The 24,641-nt window shown below is 34.2% G+C and carries 26 protein-coding genes; 7 read left to right on the top strand and 19 right to left on the bottom strand.

Features of this window, described 5'->3' with window-relative positions:
- Positions 1-33: 33 nt before the first annotated feature.
- From IR010_RS08025 to IR010_RS08035, 3 genes are all read left to right on the top strand, one after another.
- Complete coding sequence (locus IR010_RS08025) at positions 34-1,002, top strand: DUF4837 family protein (RefSeq protein WP_194567529.1); 969 nt, start codon at positions 34-36, stop codon at positions 1,000-1,002.
- Between the two features lie 54 nt (positions 1,003-1,056).
- Positions 1,057-1,698 (top strand): DUF1579 domain-containing protein, encoded by a 642-nt coding sequence (locus IR010_RS08030; protein ID WP_029271269.1) that lies wholly within the window; start codon positions 1,057-1,059, stop codon positions 1,696-1,698.
- 125 nt (positions 1,699-1,823) lie between these two features.
- Positions 1,824-2,270 carry a GNAT family N-acetyltransferase gene (locus IR010_RS08035; RefSeq protein WP_194567527.1) on the top strand — a complete coding sequence of 149 codons (447 nt, stop codon included), beginning with the start codon at positions 1,824-1,826 and terminating at the stop codon, positions 2,268-2,270.
- A 134-nt stretch (positions 2,271-2,404) separates the two neighbouring features.
- Here IR010_RS08035 and IR010_RS08040 read toward each other — a convergent pair whose 3' ends face one another.
- From IR010_RS08040 to rnpA, 3 genes are all read right to left on the bottom strand, one after another.
- A complete protein-coding gene (locus IR010_RS08040) occupies positions 2,405-3,208 on the bottom strand; it encodes an OmpA family protein (protein WP_194567525.1) in 804 nt (267 codons plus the stop codon).
- An 8-nt stretch (positions 3,209-3,216) separates the two neighbouring features.
- Positions 3,217-4,854 (bottom strand): S41 family peptidase, encoded by a 1,638-nt coding sequence (locus IR010_RS08045; RefSeq protein WP_029271264.1) that lies wholly within the window; start codon positions 4,852-4,854, stop codon positions 3,217-3,219.
- Between the two features lie 104 nt (positions 4,855-4,958).
- On the bottom strand, positions 4,959-5,375 hold the full coding sequence (gene rnpA, locus IR010_RS08050) for a ribonuclease P protein component (protein WP_029271262.1): 417 nt from the start codon (positions 5,373-5,375) through the stop codon (positions 4,959-4,961).
- A gap of 287 nt (positions 5,376-5,662) precedes the next feature.
- Between rnpA and IR010_RS08055 the strand changes: the two genes are divergently transcribed.
- The 3 genes from IR010_RS08055 to IR010_RS08065 all read left to right on the top strand — a co-directional run bounded on the left by IR010_RS08055 (position 5,663) and on the right by IR010_RS08065 (position 8,272).
- Positions 5,663-6,403: a lysophospholipid acyltransferase family protein gene (locus IR010_RS08055; protein WP_029271260.1), complete on the top strand. Its 741-nt coding sequence runs from the start codon at positions 5,663-5,665 to the stop codon at positions 6,401-6,403.
- A gap of 54 nt (positions 6,404-6,457) precedes the next feature.
- Positions 6,458-7,450: an acyl-ACP desaturase gene (locus IR010_RS08060; RefSeq protein ID WP_029271258.1), complete on the top strand. Its 993-nt coding sequence runs from the start codon at positions 6,458-6,460 to the stop codon at positions 7,448-7,450.
- 168 nt (positions 7,451-7,618) lie between these two features.
- Entirely contained in the window at positions 7,619-8,272 is a 654-nt protein-coding gene (locus IR010_RS08065; RefSeq protein ID WP_194602964.1) for an HD domain-containing protein, read from the top strand.
- A 148-nt stretch (positions 8,273-8,420) separates the two neighbouring features.
- On the opposite strand, the gene IR010_RS08070 is transcribed toward IR010_RS08065, so the two are convergent.
- From IR010_RS08070 to IR010_RS08090, 5 genes are all read right to left on the bottom strand, one after another.
- Positions 8,421-8,543: a FeoB-associated Cys-rich membrane protein gene (locus IR010_RS08070; RefSeq protein ID WP_082447142.1), complete on the bottom strand. Its 123-nt coding sequence runs from the start codon at positions 8,541-8,543 to the stop codon at positions 8,421-8,423.
- Positions 8,544-8,549: 6 nt separating this feature from the next.
- Complete coding sequence (gene feoB / locus IR010_RS08075) at positions 8,550-10,649, bottom strand: ferrous iron transport protein B (RefSeq protein ID WP_194602967.1); 2,100 nt, start codon at positions 10,647-10,649, stop codon at positions 8,550-8,552.
- On the bottom strand, positions 10,649-10,888 hold the full coding sequence (locus IR010_RS08080) for a ferrous iron transport protein A (protein WP_194602970.1): 240 nt from the start codon (positions 10,886-10,888) through the stop codon (positions 10,649-10,651). The genes feoB and IR010_RS08080 overlap by 1 nt, the downstream gene beginning before the upstream one ends.
- A 103-nt stretch (positions 10,889-10,991) precedes the next feature.
- Positions 10,992-11,657, bottom strand: coding sequence for an SCO family protein (locus IR010_RS08085; protein WP_194602973.1), 666 nt, complete (start codon positions 11,655-11,657; stop codon positions 10,992-10,994).
- 138 nt (positions 11,658-11,795) lie between these two features.
- Positions 11,796-12,722 carry a DMT family transporter gene (locus IR010_RS08090; RefSeq protein WP_029271252.1) on the bottom strand — a complete coding sequence of 309 codons (927 nt, stop codon included), beginning with the start codon at positions 12,720-12,722 and terminating at the stop codon, positions 11,796-11,798.
- Between the two features lie 201 nt (positions 12,723-12,923).
- Between IR010_RS08090 and IR010_RS08095 the strand changes: the two genes are divergently transcribed.
- Positions 12,924-14,984, top strand: coding sequence for a M13 family metallopeptidase (locus IR010_RS08095; RefSeq protein WP_194602974.1), 2,061 nt, complete (start codon positions 12,924-12,926; stop codon positions 14,982-14,984).
- Positions 14,985-15,049: 65 nt separating this feature from the next.
- On the opposite strand, the gene IR010_RS08100 is transcribed toward IR010_RS08095, so the two are convergent.
- The 11 genes from IR010_RS08100 to hemA all read right to left on the bottom strand — a co-directional run bounded on the left by IR010_RS08100 (position 15,050) and on the right by hemA (position 24,415).
- Positions 15,050-15,451: a c-type cytochrome gene (locus IR010_RS08100; RefSeq protein ID WP_194602975.1), complete on the bottom strand. Its 402-nt coding sequence runs from the start codon at positions 15,449-15,451 to the stop codon at positions 15,050-15,052.
- Positions 15,452-15,453: 2 nt separating this feature from the next.
- Entirely contained in the window at positions 15,454-16,446 is a 993-nt protein-coding gene (gene hemB / locus IR010_RS08105) for a porphobilinogen synthase (RefSeq protein WP_029271248.1), read from the bottom strand.
- Positions 16,447-16,558: 112 nt separating this feature from the next.
- On the bottom strand, positions 16,559-17,446 hold the full coding sequence (locus IR010_RS08110) for a fructose bisphosphate aldolase (protein ID WP_194603109.1): 888 nt from the start codon (positions 17,444-17,446) through the stop codon (positions 16,559-16,561).
- An 87-nt stretch (positions 17,447-17,533) separates the two neighbouring features.
- Positions 17,534-18,475, bottom strand: coding sequence for a DUF4421 family protein (locus IR010_RS08115; RefSeq protein ID WP_194602976.1), 942 nt, complete (start codon positions 18,473-18,475; stop codon positions 17,534-17,536).
- Positions 18,466-19,380, bottom strand: a complete 915-nt coding sequence (gene hemF, locus IR010_RS08120) for an oxygen-dependent coproporphyrinogen oxidase (RefSeq protein ID WP_194602977.1) — start codon at positions 19,378-19,380, stop codon at positions 18,466-18,468. The genes IR010_RS08115 and hemF overlap by 10 nt, the downstream gene beginning before the upstream one ends.
- Entirely contained in the window at positions 19,370-19,921 is a 552-nt protein-coding gene (locus IR010_RS08125; RefSeq protein ID WP_194567511.1) for a GNAT family N-acetyltransferase, read from the bottom strand. Before IR010_RS08125 ends, hemF begins: the two co-directional genes overlap by 11 nt.
- A 1-nt stretch (position 19,922) precedes the next feature.
- Positions 19,923-20,300 (bottom strand): hypothetical protein, encoded by a 378-nt coding sequence (locus tag IR010_RS08130; protein ID WP_194567509.1) that lies wholly within the window; start codon positions 20,298-20,300, stop codon positions 19,923-19,925.
- Between the two features lie 70 nt (positions 20,301-20,370).
- Positions 20,371-21,396: a uroporphyrinogen decarboxylase gene (gene hemE, locus IR010_RS08135; protein WP_029271239.1), complete on the bottom strand. Its 1,026-nt coding sequence runs from the start codon at positions 21,394-21,396 to the stop codon at positions 20,371-20,373.
- Positions 21,397-21,498: 102 nt separating this feature from the next.
- Positions 21,499-22,164 (bottom strand): uroporphyrinogen-III synthase, encoded by a 666-nt coding sequence (locus tag IR010_RS08140; RefSeq protein ID WP_194567505.1) that lies wholly within the window; start codon positions 22,162-22,164, stop codon positions 21,499-21,501.
- On the bottom strand, positions 22,165-23,088 hold the full coding sequence (gene hemC / locus IR010_RS08145) for a hydroxymethylbilane synthase (protein ID WP_194567503.1): 924 nt from the start codon (positions 23,086-23,088) through the stop codon (positions 22,165-22,167). It abuts the gene before it with no gap.
- A gap of 76 nt (positions 23,089-23,164) precedes the next feature.
- Positions 23,165-24,415, bottom strand: coding sequence for a glutamyl-tRNA reductase (hemA, locus tag IR010_RS08150; protein WP_029271233.1), 1,251 nt, complete (start codon positions 24,413-24,415; stop codon positions 23,165-23,167).
- Between the last annotated feature and the right edge of the window lie 226 nt (positions 24,416-24,641).

Here is a 24,641-nt window from a genome sequence, read left to right on the forward strand (position 1 = left end):
CTAAATTTGGGTTTTATTTCATAAATTAAAAAAATGAATAAAACCCATTTTTTATTAGTACTATTGCCTCTTTTGCTGATTTCGTGTTTAAAAACCGATAAACAGCCTCAGCCTGTATCTGGTAAAACCAACACAATTTCTATAATCATTGACGACCAATTGTGGTATGGAGAAGTAGGCGACAGTATTCGTAATAAATTTGCATCTCCAGTTTGGGGCCTTACTCAAGAAGAGCCTCTTTTTACAATCAATCAATATCCTGCCCGTTTGCTAGAAGGTTTTGTTACCGACAGCAGAAGTATTATTGTTGTAAAAAAAGCCACAACAGATAAATTTGAAATCACAAGAAGCAAAAATCTGCCCCACAATACTTTTCGTATTTACGGAAAATCTGTAGATGATATTATTTGCAGTATCGAACTCAATTCTGCACAAATTATCAAAATGATTCGAGATGCTGAAATCGAAAAAATTCAGCAGGATAACAGCAAATCATTACTGAATCCGGCTGTCATCAAAAACAAATTTCATATCGATCTCCAGATTCCAACGGGATATGAATACATGCTTCATAAAAAGAATTTTATTTGGCTTAAAAATGATATAATCAGCGGTAATACAAGTTTGCTTATTTACCAGATTCCGCTTCGTAATTTTAAAAAGAAATCTAACGTTGTCGCTAATATCATTAGAATGCGAGATTCTATTGGGACTTACATCAAAGGAAGAGAACCCAATACACGCATGATTACCGGTGAAGCTTATGCACCTTATTTTTCAAACACACTTTTAGACGGAAAGAAAGCGTATGAAACAAAAGGAACTTGGGAGCTTAAAAACGATTTCATGGCTGGACCTTTTATCAATTATGCAATAATTGATGAAACATACAATCGAATATTGGTTATCGAAGGTTTCTGCTACTCACCATCCAATCAAGAACGTGACTTAATGCTTGATTTAGAAGCCATTATAAAATCGGTTAAAATAGATAAAAGATAATTTTATTATAATTTTTCATACTTTTGTTTATAACAAACATTAAATGAGATACTTATGAAAAATTATTATGTAGCATTATCAATGTTAGTTTTGTGTTTTGCTTCTTGTAAAAAGGAAGTAAAAACTGAAATGGTAACCACAAAAGACACTGCTAGTGTAAAAACAGAAGAAGCAATTGCAGAACCAGTTTTAGATTCTGCAGCACAAATGAAGGCATGGCAAGCATATGCTGCGCCTACTGCTCCACACAAATTGATGGCAGATGAAACAGGAACTTGGAACTGTGATATGACTTTTTGGGAAGAACCCGACGGAAAACCGAGCAAAGCCACTTCGACAGCAAATATCAAGATGATACTTGGTGGCCGTTATCAAGAAGCAAATTATAACGGAACTATGATGGGTCAGCCATTTGAAGGGAAAAGTACACTGGCTTATAATAACGCCAGCAAAGAATACACCACTACTTTTATTGATAATATGGGAACGGGTATGATGGTCGCACTTGGAAAATATGACGAAGCGAGCAAAAGTATAGAATTTAAAGGCGAAATGGTAAGTCCGTTAAATGGAAAAAAATCGCCTTATAGAGAATTATATACCATTGTTGATGCATCTACCCGCAAATTAGAAACTTTCGATACGAAAAACGGACAAGAATATAAGAGCATGGAAATTATCATGAAGAAAAAATAGGAATTTAGACAACTAAGTTTTGAAAATCCCGATTGCAAATTGTAATCGGGATTTCTATTTGATAATATTTGATGTAATTTTGCTTTTAACACTTAACAACGATAAAAAACTACAAATAAAATAGAATGGAATTAAAATGGAAAATAAAGCCGTTTGACGCATTAACGGTTCATGAGTTATATGATTTGCTTAAAGTTAGAAGTGAGATCTTTGTTGTCGAGCAAAATTGCGTTTATTTAGACGCAGACGGCAAAGACAAGCTTGCCTTACATCTAATTGGAGAATATGACGGTAAGATAGTTGCTTATGCACGTTTATTTGACGCTGGAATAAGCTTTGATAATTCTTCAATTGGCAGAGTAGTGGTAGATGCTAATTATCGTGATAGAAAGTGGGGACATGATTTAATGCGTGAAGCCATTGCAGGAATAAAATCAAATTTTGGAAAAGATAAAATTACAATTGGTGCTCAATTGTATTTAAAGAAGTTTTATGAAAGCCATGGATTTATGCAAACAAGCGAAATGTATTTGGAAGACGATATTCCGCATATCGAAATGATTCGTGGTTAAAAACACTATTGTAATGATGTTGCAATAATAATTTTTGATTTTAATATTGATTTGTAACTTTCTTAAAATTAAAAAAATAACTACTTTGTTTAAAGTTAAACTTTAAGTAAATAGAATTTTTATTCAAATAAATGTCATAGTTTAGTAATGACGAATTCAACACGGCGATCAAGATTGTCGCCTTTTCCCAAGGGGTTTTTATTGCCATATCCTTGATAAGTCATTCTGTTTTTAGATATTTTTTTCGAGCTCAAATAGTAAAAAACGGTTTTGGCACGATTCCAGGAAAGTCTTCTTTCATTGGTTGCTTTGTCAATTCCGTCGCTGTATATTTCTGGAGTACAGCAAACGTGGCCTCTTATTTCAAATTTAATGTTTTTTTGATGCAGGAGAGTTTCGGCTATTTTATCTAATTCTTTTTTAGAAGTATGGGTGAGTTTTGAACTTCCAATGTCAAATAAAATACTTTCTAGACAAACTTTATCGCCAACTTTTAGATTGTCTTTAAATGAATTTCGAATTCCTTTTCCAAAGCTGTTCCGTCTCACGGCGATCAAGTCGACCCGCCGATTCCGAGAACGAGATTCACTGAGGCTTTCGACAGTATCAGGCCGCACAACTACCCGGCCTTTTCCTTCTAAAATAACAATTTTTGTCTGATTGAATCCAGCAGAAACTAATAGATTCTGAATCGTAAGAGCACGATTATTCGATAATCTAAAATTATACTCGTCTGTACCGCGATCGTCGCAGTATCCGTAAATTTGTATTGACTCTACTTTAGAAGTGTCAATGTTTTTAATGAAATTAGTTACAACTTCGGTTTGTTTTGAGGTGAGATCATATTTGTCAAACTCAAAATAAATGGTTTCGATGGGTTTTTGCTGCGCCGATAAATTGTAAATAATAAACAGAAATAAGGCTCTACAAAGTTTCATTCTCTTTTTTACATTTTTAAAATCGTTTTATACTCAGTTTGATTATTTAAAACGCTGACCGCTTTCTTAATTTCTGAATTGTTTTTGATATAAAATTGATACAAACCTTCTTGATACTGATATCTTTTGATCAGTTCTTCTTGAATCAAATTCTTGATTTCTTTTTGGTTTTTGTCTAGTAACGTAGTTTCACTTTTTTCAAGTGCGGCTAATAATTGCTGATATTCAGGCGCTATGGTTTCGTCAATTTTTTCATTTTTGGCTGCAGCCAAAGTATTTCTCAATGCCACTTCAGTTTCAGTGTCAAAACTGATTTTGTTTGTTTTTAAGTATTGTTTGAAACTAGTATAATCAGCATCCGTAAGCACCGGAATTTTATCTCCTAAATTTGGATTTTTATAATAGTACGTCGTTGCATAATCAAAGATTCCGTCATTTTTTAATAAAGCAGTCGTGATTGGACTGGTCTTGGTTTCGTCTAATTCGATATCGGGTAAAACTCCTCCTCCGTCATAAACAGTTCTGCCTTTTCTGGTTTTAAAAGCATTAAAGTTTTTTGCATCTGTTTTTTGAGCAACACCATTTTTGTCTTTGTGCGCATAATCTAACGCTTGAATACAACGCCCAGAAGGTGTGTAGTAACGAGAAATAGTTACTTTTAATTGCGTTCCGTAAGTTAAATCAACAGAACGCTGAACTAAACCTTTACCGAAACTGCGGCTTCCTAAAATAACGGCGCGATCTAAATCCTGTAAAGCTCCAGATACAATTTCTGATGCCGATGCACTTCGTCCGTTAACCAAAATTGCTAACGGAATTTCAGTATCTACAGGTTCTTTAGTGGTTTTATAAGTATTGTTGTGTTTTTCAATTCTTGATTTTGTGGTAACGATAACTTCGTTTTTCGGAACAAATAAATTACAGATATCGATGGCTTCATTCAATAAACCTCCGGGATTTCCTCTTAAATCAAGGACAATTTGTTTGGCACCGTCTGCTTTTAGTTTTTCAAGAGCGTCTTTTACTTCGGCAGCAGCTTTTCTGCTAAAATGTGCTAAAACAATGTAACCGGTTTTATCATCAATCTTCCCGTAAAACGGAACAGATTTAATATCAACTTCGTCAAGAATCAATTCGGTTGTATATGTTTTTCCCTGACGTAAATATTTAATCTGAATTTTGGTGTTTTTTGTTCCTTTTAATAATTGAGAAGCGTCGTCTTTAAAATCGGCAATCAAAACATCTCCAATTTGAATAATTTCGTCACCAGCTTTTAGTCCCGCTTTATCTGCAGGATAGTTTTTATAAGGCTCGCGAACTATTAAGCGGTCTTTTTTTCTAGAAATTAAAGCGCCAATTCCGGTATATTCTCCAGTATTATTGATTTTAAAGTTTACAACATCCTGCTCATTAAAATAAACAGTGTACGGATCTAAACTTCCTAACATGCTTTTAATGGCTTTGTCCATTAAGTCACCCGGATTGGTCTCGTCTACGTAATTGGTATTTACCGCTTTAAAGAGGGTTGTAAAGATTTCTATTTGTTTTGCAATTTCAAAAAAGTCGTCTTTGAAACTGGTTCCAATAAATAGAAATGCCGCCGCAACGGTTGGTATAATGATTTTTCTTTTGAAAAAAGTAGCCATGTTTATGTAATATCTGAAATAAATAAAGCACTAAAATAAGAATAAATCATTAATAAAGGCATTACCAGTAAATGATTATCGACGAACAGTCAGAAAAGAATTAATTACAAAGGATTTTGCGATTCTGTTTTGTTTTCAGAATCGGCTGTTTTATTTACTTGCAATAGAAATTTCTCAAACAATTGAATTGTCTTTGTGTTGATTTCTTCGTAAGATAATTTGTCTTTAGTCTGGTAAAAAAACATCAGAGAATAAGGCTGTTGAATGTTTTCTAAAAGCAAATGTTTGTTTAATCGATACGTTTCTCTAAGAACGCGTTTGAAGTAATTTCGGTCAACGGCTCTTTTAAAGTATTTCTTAGAAACCGATACTCCAATTTTAATTTTTTCTTCTGAATCAGCTTCCGCTTGACGGTAAACCAAACGCAATGGGTATTTAGAAACCGATTTTCCTTCAGAAAACAGTAATCCAATTACGGTTTTGCTTTTTAAGCGTTCATTTTTAGGGTAAGTGAAATTCATTTAATTCAGAGAAATTGCAATTTTAGGGACAAAGGTAATTTTTTTATTTGCTGTATAAATATTCCTTCATGGGTTTTATGAAATGAATTGGCACTTTTTTATAATTTTAAATAAGAGGATATCGATTATTTTTGTAAAATGGAGTTTTTGAATGTAAATACAATTCGTACAAATTCGTGTATTTTATAGATGTTTTTTTCTTTTAAGTACCGTATTTGTTGATACTTATATAATTTTTATACGGCTAAAAATATATTTACTACTTTTGGCCTTAAATTTTTTCAAGCATGCAAAAGATAATTTCATATCCAATCTCCGTAATTTATTATTTATGTTTTGGATTGTGTTTGGCGGTTTTTCACCCAATACAATGGATTTGCCTTAATCTTTTTGGTTATCAGGCGCATAAAGTAAGTGTTGATTATTTGAATTTTTTCCTTTTAAGATGTACCAATCTTGTGGGGACAACTTATAAAATTGAAGGAAGAGAGACAATTCCAACCGGCGTTCCGTTGATTTTTGTATCGAATCACCAAAGTATGTACGATATCGTAGCAATGATTTGGTACTTTAGACGTTTTCATTGTAAATTTGTAAGTAAGAAAGAGTTAGGCAGCGGAATTCCGAGTGTGTCATTTAATTTACGCCACGGAGGTTCAGTGCTAATTGACCGTAAAGATCCTAAACAAGCGATTCCTGTAATCAAAAGCTTGTCTGAATATATCGAAAAAAACACAAGATCTGCTGTAATTTTTCCTGAAGGCACAAGAAGCAAAACAGGAAAACCTAAAGAATTTGCTCAAAGCGGTTTAAAAATTCTATGCAAATATGCGCCTTCAGCGTATGTTGTACCCGTGAGCATAAACAATTCATGGAAAATGGTAAAGTATGGTTTTTTCCCAGTTGGTCTAGGAAATCATCTTACCTTTACCGCACATCAAGCCATGGCAGTAAAAGATTATGATTTTGCCGAGTTAATGAGATTGACTGAAAAGGCAGTTGTAGAAGGAGTAAACGAGTATAAATAGATTTTTGATTTCAGAAATTACTTTGAAACAAAAATCCCAAATCTAAAATAAGTAATGTCTATAAAAAACATTAGATTAGAAGTGATGCAGTTTTTGGAAAAAAACGTTGACAGCTTCGTTGAACAGTATTTAATTCCAGTAGAAAAAATTTGGCAGCCGTCTGATTTTCTGCCTAATTCTGAAGGAGATAACTTCTTTGAGGAGGTAAAAGAACTACGCGAAATTGCTAAAGAATTACCATATGATTTCTGGGTTACGCTTGTTGGTGATACAATCACTGAAGAAGCTTTGCCAACATATGAATCTTGGCTGATGGATGTAGAAGGAATAAACCAGATAGAAAACGGTGGAAATGGCTGGTCGAAATGGATCCGTCAGTGGACTGGAGAAGAAAACCGCCATGGTGATTTATTAAATAAATACTTGTATTTGTCTGGTCGTGTGAACATGCGTGAAATCGAAATGACAACACAGCATTTGATCAACGACGGTTTTGATATCGGGACTGGATCTGACCCATACAAAAACTTTGTATATACTAGTTTTCAGGAATTAGCAACTTACGTTTCGCACAATAGAGTAGCTCAAATGGCTAAGAAATTTGGTGATAACAAGCTGTCTAAAATGTGTAAAATGATTGCGGGTGACGAAATGCGCCATCACCATGCTTACAGCGAATTTGTAACGCGCATTTTTGCAGTTGATCCAAGCGAGATGATGTTGGCGTTTCAATATATGATGAAACAAAAAATCGTTATGCCAGCACATTTCTTGAGAGAATCTGGTCAAAAAATCAGTTCTGCTTTCGAACAGTTTTCTGATTCTGCACAGCGTATTGGAGTGTACACAGCAAATGATTATGTAGACATCATGCAAAAATTAATCGACAAATGGGAAATTGACAAAATCACGAATTTGACAGATGAAGCTGAAAAAGCACGTGATTACTTAATGAAATTACCAGCTCGTATGGCAAGAATCTCTGAAAGACTTGTAATTCCTGCAGAAGGTCACATCTTTAAATGGGTAGAACCGGCGAGACTTTAAATTTAGATTTCTGATTTTAGAATTTAGATTAAAAAATATATTGTTGATTGTTGAGGTTTTAAACTTTGACAATCAACATTTTTATTTAAAAGAATACAAAAAAATTGGCGCTAATCCGCTTAAATCCGCGTCATCCGCTTACCATTATTATCACACAAAAATACAGCTATGAATAATCCTGATTTAATAAATAAAACAATCGCGTTTGTAAAAGAAAAACTAAACGATGCCGAAGGCGGACACGATTGGTTTCATATCGAACGCGTATATAAAAATGCACTTTTAATTGCAAAAGGAACGGATTGCGATATTACCGTTGTGCAGTTAGGAGCTTTGCTTCATGATATTGCTGACAGTAAATTTCATAATGGAGATGAAACAATTGGACCCAAAACAGCACGCTTGTTTTTAGAATCTCAAAAGGTTTCAGAAGAAATCATAATGCATGTTGTAAATATCATCGAAAACATCTCTTATAAAGGCGGAAATTTCGAAAAGAGCTTCTCCTCTATAGAATTAGATATCGTTCAGGATGCTGATCGTTTAGATGCAATAGGAGCGATTGGAGTGGCAAGAGCATTTAATTATGGTGGATTTAAAAACAGAGCCTTATACAATCCTGAAATTTCGCCCGTAACTAACATGACAAAAGAAGAATATAAAAAGAATAATGCGCCAACTATAAATCACTTCTACGAAAAACTGCTTCTCTTAAAAGATAAAATGAATACCGAAGCAGGAAAACAAATTGCGGCAGAAAGACATAAATTTATGGAGACTTTCCTATCACAGTTTTATGCCGAGTGGGAAGGAATTAAATAGTTTTTATTCCACAATGATTCGCCAAGAAAACACAAAGCTTCACAAAGAAATTAAATCTCTGTGAAGCTTTGTGTTTTTTTTGTGTGTCTCTGCGAAATTGCTTTCTAAACCTTTGTCCCTTTGCCCCTTTGAAAATTTAAACCTTCCTCTAAGAACACCCACAATCGCTACTTCCGCAATCTTTTTTCTTTTTAGATTTCCAAAAGAATTTTTTGATTAGAAAACCAACGGCAATAAGTAATATTCCGAAGGCAATTATTTCTTGTACCATGATCGATTATTTTAAAAGTTGATACGCTAAAAGCGCTACAAAATAAGCTAGCCCACTCATTAAAACGAGTTGCATTGCAGGCCATTTCCATGAATTGGTTTCTTTTTTGGTAATTGCTAAAGTACTCGCGCACTGCATCGCAAAAGCATAAAACAGCAATAAAGAAATTCCAGATGCAAAATTAAAGATCTTCTGACCCGTTTCTGGATTCACTTCTTTTTGCATTTTACTTTTAATTGTTGCTTCGTTATCACTATCGCCAACACTGTAAATAGTAGCTAATGTTCCAACAAAAACCTCACGCGCTGCGAAAGAGCTGATAATCGCAATTCCGATTTTCCAATCGTAACCTAAAGGATGAATTGCCGGTTCGATGGCTTTACCCATAATTCCGATATATGAATTCTCCAGTTTTTGAGAAGCTACTTCGTTCTCAAACTGAACTTCGTTTAAAGTTGTATTTGCGAATCTTTCTTTTACAATAGTTTCTGCTTCATTAAAATCTTTTCCAGGACCGTATGAAGCTAAAAACCACAAAATAACAGATATTGCCAAGATGATTTTACCAGCTCCAACAACAAAAGCTTTTGTTTTTTCGACAACATTGATTCCGACATTTTTGAAAAGAGGCATTTTATAACTTGGCATTTCAACAACAAAATAAGTTTTTGAGTTGAATTTCAATATTTTATTTAAAATATAGGCAGATAGAATTGCGGTTCCAAAACCTAATAAATAAAGCAGCATCAATGCTAATCCCTGCATGTTCAAAATTCCAAATAATCTTTCATTCGGAATTACCAACGAAATGATAATCGTATAAACAGGCAATCTTGCTGAACAAGTTGTGAAGGGTGTTACTAGGATAGTAATAAGTCGTTCTTTCCAATTTTCTATATTTCGGGTTGCCATAATCGCCGGAATTGCACACGCCGTTCCTGAAATCAAAGGCACAACACTTTTTCCTGAAAGCCCAAATTTGCGCATTATTTTATCCATCAAAAAAACCACTCGGCTCATATAACCGCTTTCTTCCAGAATAGAAATAAACAGAAATAAGAAGGCAATTTGTGGAATAAAAATAATAACACCGCCAATCCCTGGAATAATTCCCTGCGAAAGCAAATCTGTCAAAATACCGCTTGGCAATCTTTCAGCAACCCAGCTGCTTAATGACGCAAAAGTGCTGTCGATAAAATCCATCGGAATGGTTGACCAGCTGAATATCGATTGAAAAATTAAAAATAATATGGCCAGAAAAATTACATAACCCCAAAATTTATGCGTTAAAACGCGATCGAGTTTGGCTCTAAAGTCTTTGGCCATCGTGGCATCGACTTTTAAACCCTCTTTCAAAACATCATTTATAAACTGATATCTTTTGATGGTTTCTTTTTGCTGTAAGCGTTTTAATTCTGAGTGTGATTTGGTAAACGTGCTTCGAATTTCATTACGGTCTAAATTCGAAAAGTTAACATCTTGCGTAATCACTAACCATAATTTGTATAATAACTGGTTTGGAAATGCACGTTGTAACTTTTCAAAATAAGCTTCATCGATGACCGAAGCATTTAAACAAGGTTCGTGCGGAATGGTTTTATAGGAAACAATTAATTCTTTTAATTCTTCAATTCCTAAACCTTTGCGGGAACTTACAAGCGCAATTTTAGTTTTAAGTTTTTCCTCCAAATACGGAATATCAAGTGTAATTCCTTTGGTTTCCATACGATCTGACATATTAATGACTAATATCGTCGGAATTTCTAGGTCTTTTATTTGAGTATAAATCAGTAAATTTCGTTTCAGATTTTCAACATCTGTAACCACTACTGCAACATCAGGATATAGTTTGTCGTTTTTATTAAGGAGAAGTTCAATTACAACACTTTCGTCCATCGAACTTGCATTCAGACTATACGTTCCGGGCAAATCTAAAATGTTGGCTTTGATGTTGTGAGGTAATTTGCAAAACCCGATTTTTTTCTCAACCGTAATTCCAGGATAATTTCCAACTTGCTGATTTAAACCAGTAAGCTGATTAAAAACGGAAGTTTTTCCTGTATTAGGATTCCCAATTAAGGCGACATTAATATTCTGAATGCTCATTACAAACTGGTTTTGATAAGTTCAACTTCAATTTCACGAGCAGTTTCAACACGAATAGCAACATGCGAGCCGTTAATGTCTAAATACAATGGATCTCCAAAAGGAGCAATTTGAAGTAATTCGACCAGGTTGCCCGGTAAACAACCCATCTCTAATAATTTTAAAGGAATTAAATCGATATCAAAATCTTTGATAATGGCTTTTTCGCCTTTTTTTAGGGTATGAATTGTATTTTGCAAGCTTATTTAGATTGAATTTAGATTACAAAAGTATACAATTATTCTTTATTGCAAGGCATTTAACACTTTTGAATATGCTAAATGTTTCTAAAAATAAGGCATTTTACTCTTCGCATAAGAAATTTATGTCATCTATAAGACGTTTGATTTCTTCTTTGTTTGTCCCGTCATAAAAACCTCGAACACGGCGTTTTTGATCAACCAAAACAAAATTCTCTGTATGAACCATATCATATAACTGATCTGGGCGGCCTTGTTTTACGGCCAAATATGATTTTCGTGCCATTTTGTAAATCTCTTTTTTATCTCCAGTTACTAAATTCCACTTGCTGTCTACAACGCCATATTTTACAGCATACGCTTTTAAAACAGAAACACTGTCTACCTGTGGAAAAACCGTATGAGAAAGCAACATTACTTTAGGATTATTTAGAACTGCTTTTTGAACTTCAGACAAATTAGTACTCATTTTCGGGCATATAGAACCGCAGGTCGTGAAGAAAAAGTCGGCTACATAAATTTTTCCTTCATAATTTTTTTGTGTGATAGTATCACCGTTTTGGTTTACGAATGAAAAATCAGCGATAGTATGGTATTTACTTTTGTATTGAACTGTACTGTCAACCAATTCTGGGTTTACATCTGCAGGATTGTAAATTGGCAATGTTTTTTGTGGCTTTAAAGCCGAATAAAATAAAGATATGGTGACAACAGAAAATACAATTAAAACAATGAAGAATTTTCGGTATTTATAAAGAAACGATTTCATAAAAATAATTTGGCGCAAAAATACGAAAAGAGGTTTTTAAAAGCCTAATTATCCGTTCTTTTTAACAAAGAACACTCCATTCATCGCCACGATTTCATGAATTACAATTCAAATACAAATTCGTGAATTGGCGGCAAATTATTTTAGCTTCGATTTCCGGATTGATTTATTAACTAAATACAATCCGGTTAAAGTAACTAAAACTCCAATTGCAATGGCTTGTGTTAATGGTTCTCCAAAAAGGAAAAAGGCTAAAATAATGGCTACAATCGGATTGATGTATGCGTAAATACTGCTTACTTCTGTCGGAAGATGCTGTAAAGTGTATATAAAAGCAATGAAAGTTAAAATAGAACCAATAATAACTAAATAAAAAATTGCCCACCAAGCTGTTATAGGTATTTCTGTCAAAGGAATGTTCATGTCTGCAGTTTGGGTAATTCCAAATAAAATAAAACTTGAAATAAACATTTGAAGTCCCAGACTAAAATACGGATTAAAACTTGCTGCCTTTTTCTTGGTATGCAAGATTCCGAAAGCCCAAGTTATGGTTGAAGCAACAGACAAGAAAATTCCGAATTGAAAATCAGGTCTTAAAAAATCACCCAAATGATCCATAAAAATGATACAGATTCCTGCAAAGCAGATTAAAAGTCCTGTTACCGCTAGTTTAGCAATTCGTTCGCCTTTAAAAAAACAGATAATGACAATCCAAATTGGGAAAATAGCTCCAATAATTGCACCCAAACCACTGCTGATGTATTGCACGCCCCAAGTGCTTAAGCCATTGCTGCAGACAAAATTCAAAATGGCCAGAATTAAAATAGTTCCCCATTGCTTGCCTCTTGGCCAGGGTTCTTTTTTCAGAATAAAATATCCAACATACATTATCCCGCCTAAAAACTGGCGAATCATCGCCAATTGCAAAGCCGGCATATGTTTTACACCTTCTTTTGAAGCCAGCCAAGTGGTTCCCCAAAAGAAACTTACCCAGCACAAAGCCAGAATTGGAAGTCCGATGGCTTCTATTTTTCCTGAAAAGGCATTCTGAATTTTTGCTCTCACTTTTATGTTTGTTCTTTTGACAAATATTCCAAAAACAATTTAAATATTGCTCTAAAATGTGAGATAATATTCATGAAAATTTTAGGTCTAATCTATTCGAAAATTGAATACAGATGCTCCAGTCAAATATTGGAAAAATTTAACATAGAATTTAAAATAATAACAATATGTTTGTAGATATACTAAAAACTATAAATTAAAATGATTAAACAGCTTACTAAACCTATGTTTTGTGTTGTTTCTGCAATGTTTACATTGACAGCAGTTCAGGCTCAAAATGCAAAACCAAAAGAACCAGGTATCAATGTCTCTTTCATGGATACAAAAGTTAGTCCGGGTGACGATTTTTTTCGTTATGTAAACGGAACGTGGTTAGATAAAACTGAAATCCCAAATGATAGAAATTCATGGGGAAGTTTTAATGAATTACGTCAAAAGACAGACAATGATGCTCTTGCCATTTTAAAAGAAGCATCAAAAGATCCAAAGTACAAATCAAATACAGATCAAGGTAAAGCAATCGCTTTATTCAACACGATCATGGATACTGTTGGAAGAAATAAAAGAGGTATTGAGCCGCTTAAGCCTTACCTAAAGAAAATTGACGCTATTAAAAATGTAGCCGATTTACAAAACTATCTTATCGAAATGCAGCCTCAAGGTGGTGCTGGTTTCTTTGGAGTTTATGTTGGAGCAGATGCTAAAAACAGTAACAAAAACTCTGTTAGCTTAGGCCCTGGAGGTTTAGGATTATCTGATAAAGATTATTATAATGCAGATGACAAAGATTCTAAAGAAAAACGTGAGAAATACGAAGTTCACGTAGCTAGAATGATGCAATTTCTTGGAGAAACTCCAGCAAAAGCTAAAGAAAGTGCAAAACAAATCTTGGCTTTAGAGGTTGAAATGTCAGCTCCAAGATTGGACCGTGTTGAAAGAAGAGACCGCAGAAAGCAATACAACCCAACTGCAGTTGCAGATTTGAAAAAGAATACACCTTCAATTCAGTGGGATAAATATTTTGCAGGAATCGGAATGGCAAAATTAGATACAGTGAATGTTTCGCAGCCACGTTATATGATTGCGCTGGAAAAAACTTTTACTGAAAAGAAAATAGAAGCTTGGAAAGAATATTTAAAATGGTCTATTTTAAACAGAGCAGCTTCAACTTTAAGCACTGATATCGAAAATGCAAATTTTGATTTCTACGGAAAAACATTAACAGGAGCTTTAAAACAACGTCCACGTGAGGAAGTTGCTTTGCAAGTTATCAACGGAGCAACCGGAGAAGCTTTAGGAAAGCTTTATGTAGAGAAATTATTTCCTGCTGAAGCAAAAGACAAAGCAAAGAAAATGATTGCAAACGTAATGTTGGCTTATAAAAACAGAATCAACGCTTTGCCTTGGATGTCTGCTGAGACAAAAACTAAAGCAATTGAGAAATTAAATAAATTAACAGTTAAAATTGGATATCCAGACAAATGGAAAGATTATTCTGCTTTAGAGCTTAAAAATGTTTCTGAAGGCGGTACTTATTTTGATAATATGAAAAATATTTCAAAATGGGCTTATGCTGAAAATGTTGGTAAATTAGGAAAACCAGTTGATAAAACAGAATGGGGAATGTCTCCACAAACTGTAAATGCATATTTCAATCCATCTTACAATGAGATTGTTTTCCCTGCTGCAATTTTACAGCCGCCTTTCTACAATTACCAAGCGGATGAAGCTGTAAATTATGGTGGAATTGGAGCTGTTATTGGTCACGAAATTTCACACGGATTTGATGATTCAGGTGCACGTTACAATGCTGATGGGAATCTTGTTGACTGGTGGACTGCTGATGACTTAAAACAATTTACTGCTCTTGGTGGAGAACTTGCTGCTCAATATAGTGCATTAGAGCCTTTGCCAGGAATTCACGTTGATGGTAAATTTACTTTAGGAGAAAATATTGGTGACTTAGGAGGTACAAACGCAGCTTACGACGGTTTGCAATTGTATTTAAAAGAAAATGGAAATCCAGGATTAATCGACGGATTTACCCCAGAGCAGCGTTTCTTTATTTCTTGGGCTACAGTTTGGAGAACTAAATCTAGAGACGAAGCTATTAAAAGCCAAGTTAAAACAGATCCGCACTCTCCAGGAATGTATAGAGCGGTTGTGCCAATTCAGAATTTGGATACTTTTTACCAAGCTTTTGGAATCAAAAAAGGAGACAAGATGTACGTAGAACCAGAAAAACGAGTTAAAATCTGGTAATATTTTAAATATAAAAAACGGCGCTAATTAGCGCCGTTTTTGTTTATATGATAAAGAGTTATTGTTTATTTCGAATTGCTGTAAATATACGCTTCTAATGCTTTTAATTCCTCATCAGACATTGCCTGTGTCACTGGGAAATTTGTTTTCATTACAGAAAACTGACTTGGATCAACAATTGGATCTGCATTTCCTTTTAAGAAAGTAACGATATCTCCTTTTTTTTCTTTGTAGGTTTTTCCAATTTCCTGAATACTTGGCCCGATGATTTTTTGATCTACTTGATGGCAAGAAATACAATTTCCTCTTCCTTCAAAAATAGCTTTTCCTAAAGCTTCTGGAGTTTTCGCTTCTGCTGATTCTCCTTCTGAATAATTTTCTGTATTTGTTTGAACTTTGTTTTCAGTTGTTTCTTTTTTACATGATGCTAAAGCCAAAACAGCGGATAAGAATAATACTTTCTTCATTATTATTTATTTAAAATTACAGCGGCTTCTTTTGCGAAGTAAGTTGAGATAATACTTGCCCCAGCACGCTTAATGCAATAAAGTTGCTCTAACATAATTTTGTCATGATCTAACCATCCTCTTTCTGCTGCGGCCTTTACCATAGCGTACTCACCAGATACTTGGTAAACTGCAACCGGCACATGAACGGCATTTTTAACCTCGCGAACAATATCCAAATAAGCAATTCCTGGTTTTACCATTACAATATCTGCACCTTCTTCAACATCTAATAATGCTTCACGAATTCCTTCAATTCTGTTGGCATAATCCATTTGATAAGTCTTTTTATCCTTTGGAATATTTTGAGAATCGACAGGAGCAGAATCTAGTGCATCACGAAACGGTCCGTAAAATGCAGATGCATATTTTGCACTGTAACTCATGATTCCAACATTGTGATGTCCGTTTTCTTCTAATGCTTTTCTGATTGCTAAAACGCGTCCATCCATCATGTCGCTTGGTGCAACAAAATCGGCTCCGGCTTCAGCGTGACTTAAACTCATTCGGGTTAAGGCATCAACAGTTGCGTCGTTAATTAATTGACCGTTTTCGATAATTCCATCATGTCCGTAAATAGAATAAGGATCTAGCGCAACATCAGGCATAACAATCATTTCCGGAACAGCATCTTTTATAGCGCGAATAGTTTGCTGCATCAATCCGTCTTTATTCCAGGCTTCAACACCTTTATTATCTTTAAGATTTTCGCTTACTTTTACATAAATATTCACCGCTTTTATTCCTAAATCCCAAGCTTCTTTTACTTCTTTAATTGTATTGTCTAATGAATGACGATAAATTCCAGGCATTGATGGAATGGCAACTTTTACATCTTTTCCTTCAGCCACAAACATTGGAAGCATAAAATCCTGTGGACTCAAACTTGTTTCACGAACTAAAGAACGAATTGATTCATTGGTTCTTAAACGGCGGTTTCTTTGTAATGGGAACATGTTGTTTAATTTTAGATTTTACAATGCAGATTTAGATTTTTCTGCAATCTTAATTTTTTTATTAATTGATTATAAAGACTTTCGACTTTATGACTTTTAATCTTTCGACTAATTATGTAATAGAAGCTTCGTAAATGGCTGCAATTGTCTTTTCTAACTTAGTATTAAAATCAGCATCAGATTGACCTGCAGAAAGTCCCTCAGATAATGCTCTTGAAAAACTGGCAATCAATCCGTGATTTTGAGATAGTTTATAATTAGCTTCATCTTGACCATATCCGCCAGACAATGCCACAACGCGCACTACATGCGGATCAGATATTAATTCTTTATAAAAGTCATTCACAGTTGGGATCGACAGTTTCAGCATTACTTTCACATTATCATCTAATAAGCTAAGTTGTTTTTTAATTTCTTCTTTTAAAATTGCTTCTGACTTTTCTTTATCAGCGCTGTAAATATCTACTTCGGGTTCAATAATAGGTACAAGTCCTTTTTCAAAAATTTGCAAACCTACCGCAAATTGCTGTTCAACTATTTCGCGAATTCCTTCAGTATTTGCATCCTTTATAACAGAACGCATCTTAGTTCCAAAAATATTTCTTTCTACAGCTCGGGTTAACAATTCGTCTAAACCAGCAATAGGTTTCATTAATTGTACGCCCTTTGCAAGATCAGCAAGTCCTTTGTCTACTTTTAAAAACGGAACTATATTTTTCTTTTCCCATAAATAGTCGGCAGTCCATTGGCCGTCAATTTTGCGATCCATTGTATTTTCAAATAAAATAGCTCCCAAAATATAGTCACTGTCAAAGGCAGGACTTTTAATTATTCGAGTTCTCATTTCATGAACAAGAGTGTACATTTCTTCATCATTACTAAAACTGCTTTCTTGAACGCCATATAACGATAATGCTTTTGGTGTACTTCCGCCACTTTGATCAAGTGCTGCGATAAATCCTTTTCCAGAATGCATGCGATCTAGTTGTGCCTTATTTATATTTCTCATAATGATAATTTATTTTATTATAAATACTCCGTTATTTCGAGCGTTAGCTCATATGTAATATTGTTCATTCTAAAATTTTCAAAGGCCAGTCTTCTCATTCACCTTCTCGTAAACCTCTTTTACCTTGTTTGGAGGATCAAACCGGTATCCGATACTTAATTTTACAGTTGATATATTATCATTAAGTCTATCTTTTGCAGACTCTTTCTGAATAAAATTAATTGTATTTAAACTCGCAAAAGCAAAAAACCGATCGGTATTGTATGCTAATTTTAAATTTAGATCCAGCTGATAAAGTGCCGAAACATCACCATCTATATCATTAATTCCAGCGCCAAATGCAATTCCGGTTCCAATTAATATTCTATCACTAATCACAAAATTATAAAAATAGGAGGGCGCTAACGAAAAAACATAAAAATCTCCGTTGGAAGAATTTGGCTCATTATTTAAATTTAAATTCGTGTAATAAAACGAAAAATTAGGAATAAAACTACCAGAACTTTTAGTTTGCCATTCGTTTTGATTCACTAAAGTTTTATAAGAGAAATTATCGTTAAAAACATATGAAGTTGTTCCTCCAATTTTTGTAGTTCGCATTCGCGGAAAAGGAACTTGAACACTTTCTTCGCTGGCATAAAATCCTTTTTGATTAATTAACGTGAAAGACTGCATCCATTTTTTGTGATAAAAACGGGTATTGAAACTAAATAATTTTGAATCTGAATTATCTTTGTTTACATCAAAAAACTTCGGCGAAAAGCCAAAACTAATGTCAACGAACTTATAGCCTAAACTCAAACCTAATTGTTCCTGTCGATTCGGAATCAGGTCAATGTAATTCTTTTGACCATTTGTGGTAAATCCGATTTGAAAATTGTTGGAAGTATCTAAATAATAAGAGCTAACTGTAACTTTATCATCATACGATTTAAAATAGGGATTTTGCAGCGAATCTTTTTGGGCAAAACACCCAAAAACGCTTGCAAAAAATACTATATAAATCAGTTTTAGATCCATTCGCGCGGATTTTCTAATACATTAACTAATTTTTCTTCCTTACTTCCTTTTTCGGCATGATGATCATAAACCCATTGCACATGCGGAGGCAGACTCATTAAAATACTTTCGATTCTTCCATTTGTTTTTAAACCGAATAAAGTGCCTTTATCATGAACCAGATTAAACTCAACATAACGTCCACGGCGGATTTCTTGCCAATTTCTGTTTTCTGAGGTATATTCTAAATTCTTTCTTTTCTCTACAATTGGAACATAAGCTTCAAGAAAACTATTTCCAACTTCAGATACAAAATTAAACCAATTTTCCATTGACATTGTTTCATTTGCTTTGCAATAATCAAAGAACAAACCGCCAATGCCACGTGCTTCGTTACGATGCGCATTCCAAAAATACGAATCACATTGTTTTTTATATTTGGGATAAAATTCCGGATTATGTTTGTCACAAGCTGTTTTACACGTTTTGTGAAAGTGGGTTGCATCTTCTTCAAACAAATAATAAGGCGTTAAATCTTGTCCGCCGCCAAACCATTGTTCTATTACTTTTCCGTGTTCATCATACATTTCGAAATATCGCCAATTGGCGTGCACAGTAGGAACCATCGGATTTTTAGGATGAATTACTAAACTTAATCCGCAGGCAAAAAAATCAGCTTCGCCAACGCCAAACATTTTTTGCATTGCTTCTGGCAGTTTACCGTGAACGGCAGAAATGTTTACACCGCCTTTTTCAAAAACTCCTGAGCCTTCGGGGCCGTTTTCAATAACGCGAGTTCTTCCGCCTCCGCCTTCAGGACGTTTCCAAAGATCTTCACGGAATTTTGTACTTCCGTCAACAGCTTCTAATCCGGCACAGATCTGGTCTTGTAATTTTTGTATGTAGGCGTAAAATTTATCTTTCATGAGTATTATATTCTGATTTAAGCAATCCGAAATAGACCGTGTTTTGCAATTCGCCATCACCATTTCTAAATTCGTCTCTTAAAATTCCTTCTTGTTTAAAATTGTGTTTTAATGCAATTCGCTGGCTTGCCATATTAATTTCTGAAGTGCAGATAAAAACTTTGTTCATTTTTAATTCGTTGAAACAAAAGTCCAGCGCATCAGAAACCATTTTTGATGTTACCCCTTTTCCCTGGTAATCTTCATCTGCAAAATAGCCCAATTCACATTTTAAAATGCGGTAATCAATCGTTTTTACACACAAATAACCAATTAAATCGTTGGTTTTAATGTCTCTTGCATAAAAATAAAATCCTTCATTGTTTTTTTCTTTATCAAGACTCACTGCCAGAAAATCTTCAGCTTTCTTTAATGAATCGGAATTGGCAAGTGTTACGGGGAAAGTTTTTCCAATATGATTCCTATTCTTATTGACTAGTTTATAAAACGCTTCGGGATGAACATGTTCAATTCGGTCTATTTTCCAAGCTGTAAAACTCATGTTATCTGTTTTTGGCCGAAGCAATTTTTGCGTTTATTCCAAATGAAAAAACCTTGCTTTCCTGTTGAATATATTGGTAAATAGCCAAAGCTTTATTTTTAAAATTATAATTTTCGACATGGGAAAAATCCATTAAAAAATCAGCAAATTGTTCCAATTGATTAAAATCTAAATGACATCGAATTAATAATGTTATCAATTCTTCATTTTGATAATCAACGAGAGTTTGAATATTTAAACCAAATTCTTTTAACTGATTTTCAATATCTAATTTTGTATCATCTGTCAAGGGATGAGGTACAAAGTCAAGCGAGCGCAATGTTTTCAGTACATTGTCAATTCTGATGCTTTCCTCGTCTCTTAAGCCTTTGTTTAGCATTATTTTTTGAGTTTTGAGTCCCAGTTTTCAGTTTTAAAGTGACCGAAAACTAAGACTGAATGCTTGTATACTATTGTCCGTATTCCTTAACCGCGTCAATAAACGCTTTTGCGTGATCTACAGGGATATTTGGCAAAATTCCGTGACCTAAATTTACAACATATTTATCTTTTCCGAACTCGTTTATCATTTCGTGAACCATTTTTTTGATGGTTGGAATTGGAGAAAGCAATCTTGACGGATCGAAATTTCCTTGTAAAGTAATATTTCCGCCAGACAAATAACGTGCATTTCTAGCCGAACAAGTCCAGTCTACACCTAAAGCAGAAGCCCTACTTTTACCCATTTCACCTAAAGCAAACCAACATCCTTTTCCGAAAACAATAACCGGAGCGTGATCTGCTAAAGCTTCAACGATTTGGTTGATGTATTTCCATGAAAACTCCTGATAATCAACCGGTGAAAGCATTCCGCCCCAAGAATCAAAAATCTGAACAGCATCAACTCCAGCTTTTACTTTTTCTTTTAAATATAAAATAGTAGTATCTGTGATTTTTTGTAATAATGTATGTGCTGCAACAGGATTTGAAAAACAGAAGCCTTTTGCGGTATCAAAACTCTTAGAACCTTTTCCTTCAACAGCATAACAAAAAATTGTCCATGGCGAACCGGCGAAACCTATTAACGGTACTTCGTCGTTCAGCATTTCTTTGGTTAATTTAATAGCATCCATTACATAACCAAGACTTTCCTGAATATCCGGAACATAAACGCGCTCAACATCTTCTAATGAACGAATCGGATTTGGTAAAAACGGGCCAAAATTCTCTTTCATTAAAACTTCGATTCCCATTGCTTGTGGCACAACTAAAATGTCTGAGAACAAAATCGCTGCATCTGGAGCAATTCTGCGAATTGGCTGAACAGTAATTTCTGCTGCCAATTCTGGCGTTTGACAACGTGTGAAGAAATCGTATTTATCACGTAAAGCGATAAATTCTGGCAAATATCTTCCGGCTTGGCGCATCATCCATACTGGCGGACGTTGAACAGTTTCTCCTTTTAATGCTTTTAAAAATAGGTCGTTTTTTAACATTTCTTATTTGTTTATCCTGCAAGTTTCAAAAACCTTGTAGGTATTGTTGTTGATTAATATATACCTACAAGGTTTTTGAAACTTTGCAGGAAACGTTTCTTATTATTTATATTCTTCTAAAACAGCTTCTAAAACATCTTCAACCGTTGGCTGATCTGCAATGAGTATGTTTTTTGTAATTTTATGTAAAACTTCGGCAGTGGTTTCTCCAATGCAAAAGCATTTTTCTTTCTTAATAGTGTTCTCTTTTAAATAACTTTCAACGCCAGACGGACTAAAAAATAGTATTGCATCAACTGCAGTTTTTATTTTTTGAGGTGTTAATGAAGTATTGTAAACCTGAATTTCGTTGAATTTTATATTGGCATCTTTTAGGGCTTTTGGCAAAGTTTCTCTACGAAGATTTCCGCTAAAAAAAGTATAGTTTTCGTTACGGTAAATCAAAGTGATAATTTCTGCCAAATCTGAAGCGTAACCGGTGTAAGCCACAACATTAAAACCGCTTTCAGATAAAAGGATTTTAGTTTTTAAGCCAACACAAAAAACATTCTTGCTTTTTAGCTCCTCTGATTTTGGATCTGCTAAAACGCTGTGAACGGCATTTTGGCTCGTAAAAATTAGATTCTCGTTAATATCTTTTAATTCGAAAGATTTATTTTGAGTTTGGATAAAATCTGCTTCAAGAACTTCAATGTTGGATTTTACCAATGCTTGTTTTTGTTCGCCTGAAAGCTTTTTTGTAGATAATATTTGAATTGATTTTGCCATTTATTTTTTTAAAGATTCTTTAATAGATGCCATCAATTCCGTTCCGCCGTTGTTCAGAATTTCCTGAGCCGAATGAAAACCTAATTTTTTCCATTCTGAAATATCAACAGTTTTATTGATTTCTAGTTTTTGTTTTCCATCAACAGAAAGCAAAACACCCTGAAAATGCAAAGTGTCTTCGTCTTCATTATATGTTACTAAAGCTCCAATTGGTGCAGTACAACCGCCTTCGAGTGTTCTTAAAAACTGGCGTTCTATATAAGTACAAATTTCAGTCTCAATATGATTTAGCTGCGAAAGTGCGTCAAGTGTATAATTGTCATTTTCCATTGCTACAACAAGCATTGCTCCTTGTGCCGGGGCGGGAATCATCCAGTCTAAATTAATGTAATTTTCTGGTTTTATGTTAATGCGCTCCAAACCTGCCGCGGCAAAAACAGCTCCGTCCCAATTATTGTCTTGTAATTTTTGCATGCGTGTGTTTACATTTCCACGTAAGTCAACCACAGTATGATTTGGATATTTATTAAACCAAAGTGCCTGGCGTCGTAAACTTCCGGTTGCAATGGTGCTTGGATTCGCAAAATCTGGATTTCCTTTATGAACTAAAATATCTAAAACATTTGCTCTTTCTAAAACAGCAGCCTGAACAATTCCTTTTGGCAATGCTGTTGGAACATCTTTCATCGAATGAACCGCAATGTCAACATCGCCATTAATCATGGCAATGTCTAAGGTTTTGGTAAAAATTCCGGTAATTCCCAATTCGTAAAGTGGTTTGTCCAAAATAATATCACCTTGAGATTTTACTGCAACAATTTCAGTTTTGTAACCTAAATCATTGAGTTTTTTTTCTACATTATGCGCTTGCCAAAGTGCTAGTTCGCTATCGCGAGTTCCAATTCTGATTGTTTTTTCAGCCATGTTTTGTTTTAAAACCAAGGTTTTTGTTTTTTACCATTAAGCTTAATTAGCTTAATATCTTAATGGTAAAATAAATTTAGGATGCTTTTATTTTGAAGACTTTTTCGATCCATTCGATGCTTTCATCTACCATGGTGTCGTCGTCTTTTAAGTGATTAGCAAAATGTGTAGTGATTTTTTGAATAATTCTGTTGCTGATGATTTCAGCTTGAGCTTCATTAAAATCTGCAATTTTTCTGCTTTGAAAATCCAATTCTGAAATTTTAATGGCATTCAGTTTTTCTTTTAAAGCATTAATTGTCGGTGCAAATTTTCGGCCTTTCATCCAAACTAAAAATTCTTCTTTGATTTCTTCGATGATAGCTTCAGCTGCTGGAATATGCAGTTTTCTATTTTCCAAGGTTTCATCTGTCAACTGAGACAAATAATCCATGTGAATTAAAGTTACGCCTTCTAATTCTTCTACGTTTTCGTGAACGTTTTTCGGAATCGATAAATCTAAAATCAATAAAGGTTTTTTTAGATTTAAAATCGCTTTGTCTACCGTTGGGTTTTGTGCGCCAGTTGCAACAACCACAACATCCGCTTTCTGAAGTTCTAAGTGTAATTCTGAATAATCTTTAACAATTAAATTCAGTTTTCCTGCTAATTTTTCAGCTTTATCCTTAGTTCGGTTGATTAAAGTAATATGTTCATTTTTAGTATGTTTTACTAAATTCTCACATGTGTTTCTTCCGATTTTTCCTGTTCCGAAAAGCAAAATATTTTTATTGCTGATGTCTTCTACATTTTTAAGAATGTATTGTACCGATGCAAAAGAAACTGAAGTCGCCCCAGAACTGATTTCTGTTTCGTTTTTGATTTTTTTGCTCGCCTGAATCACTGCATTCACCAATCTTTCCATAAAAGTATTGGCTAAATTCATTGATTTTGAATGGATAAAACTGGTTTTGATTTGAGAAATAATTTCAAAATCGCCTAAAATTTGGCTATCTAAACCTGTTCCTACACGAAACAAATGATTAATTGCTTCTTGATTTTTATACACGAAACCAACTTTCTGAAAAGCATCGACTGAACCGTTGCTGTTATCACAAATTAGTTTTATTAATTGAAATGGGTGTTCTGCAAAACCGTAGATCTCAGTTCTGTTGCATGTCGAAGTGACAATCAAACTTTCTATTCCTTCAGTTTTAGCTTGTTCCAGCAAACGCGTTTTGGCAATTGCATCCAAACTAAATTGACCTCTTACCTCAGCATCAGCTTTTTTATAACTCAGACCAACTGAGTAAAAATAAAGGTGTTTCGGTACGTTATTGTTTTCCATAAATTCACTTTCATAAAAGTGGAACAAAATTATCATTATAGTGTTTATAAAAGTAACGCTCAAAGTACTTTTTGTATCGCTGCATGTTTTTTTGATTCTAAAGAGCTGTTTTTATGCAAAAAGAAGTACTTTTGTAGCAAAATCAACTCGTTAGAAACTATTTGTTTAGAGTCATTCTAAATAACATTTCCAATTTGCATCGATTTTATTTTTAAAAAAACATCGC

The sequence above is a fragment of the Flavobacterium sp. MR2016-29 genome (assembly GCF_015350695.1).
GTDB lineage: Bacteria > Bacteroidota > Bacteroidia > Flavobacteriales > Flavobacteriaceae > Flavobacterium.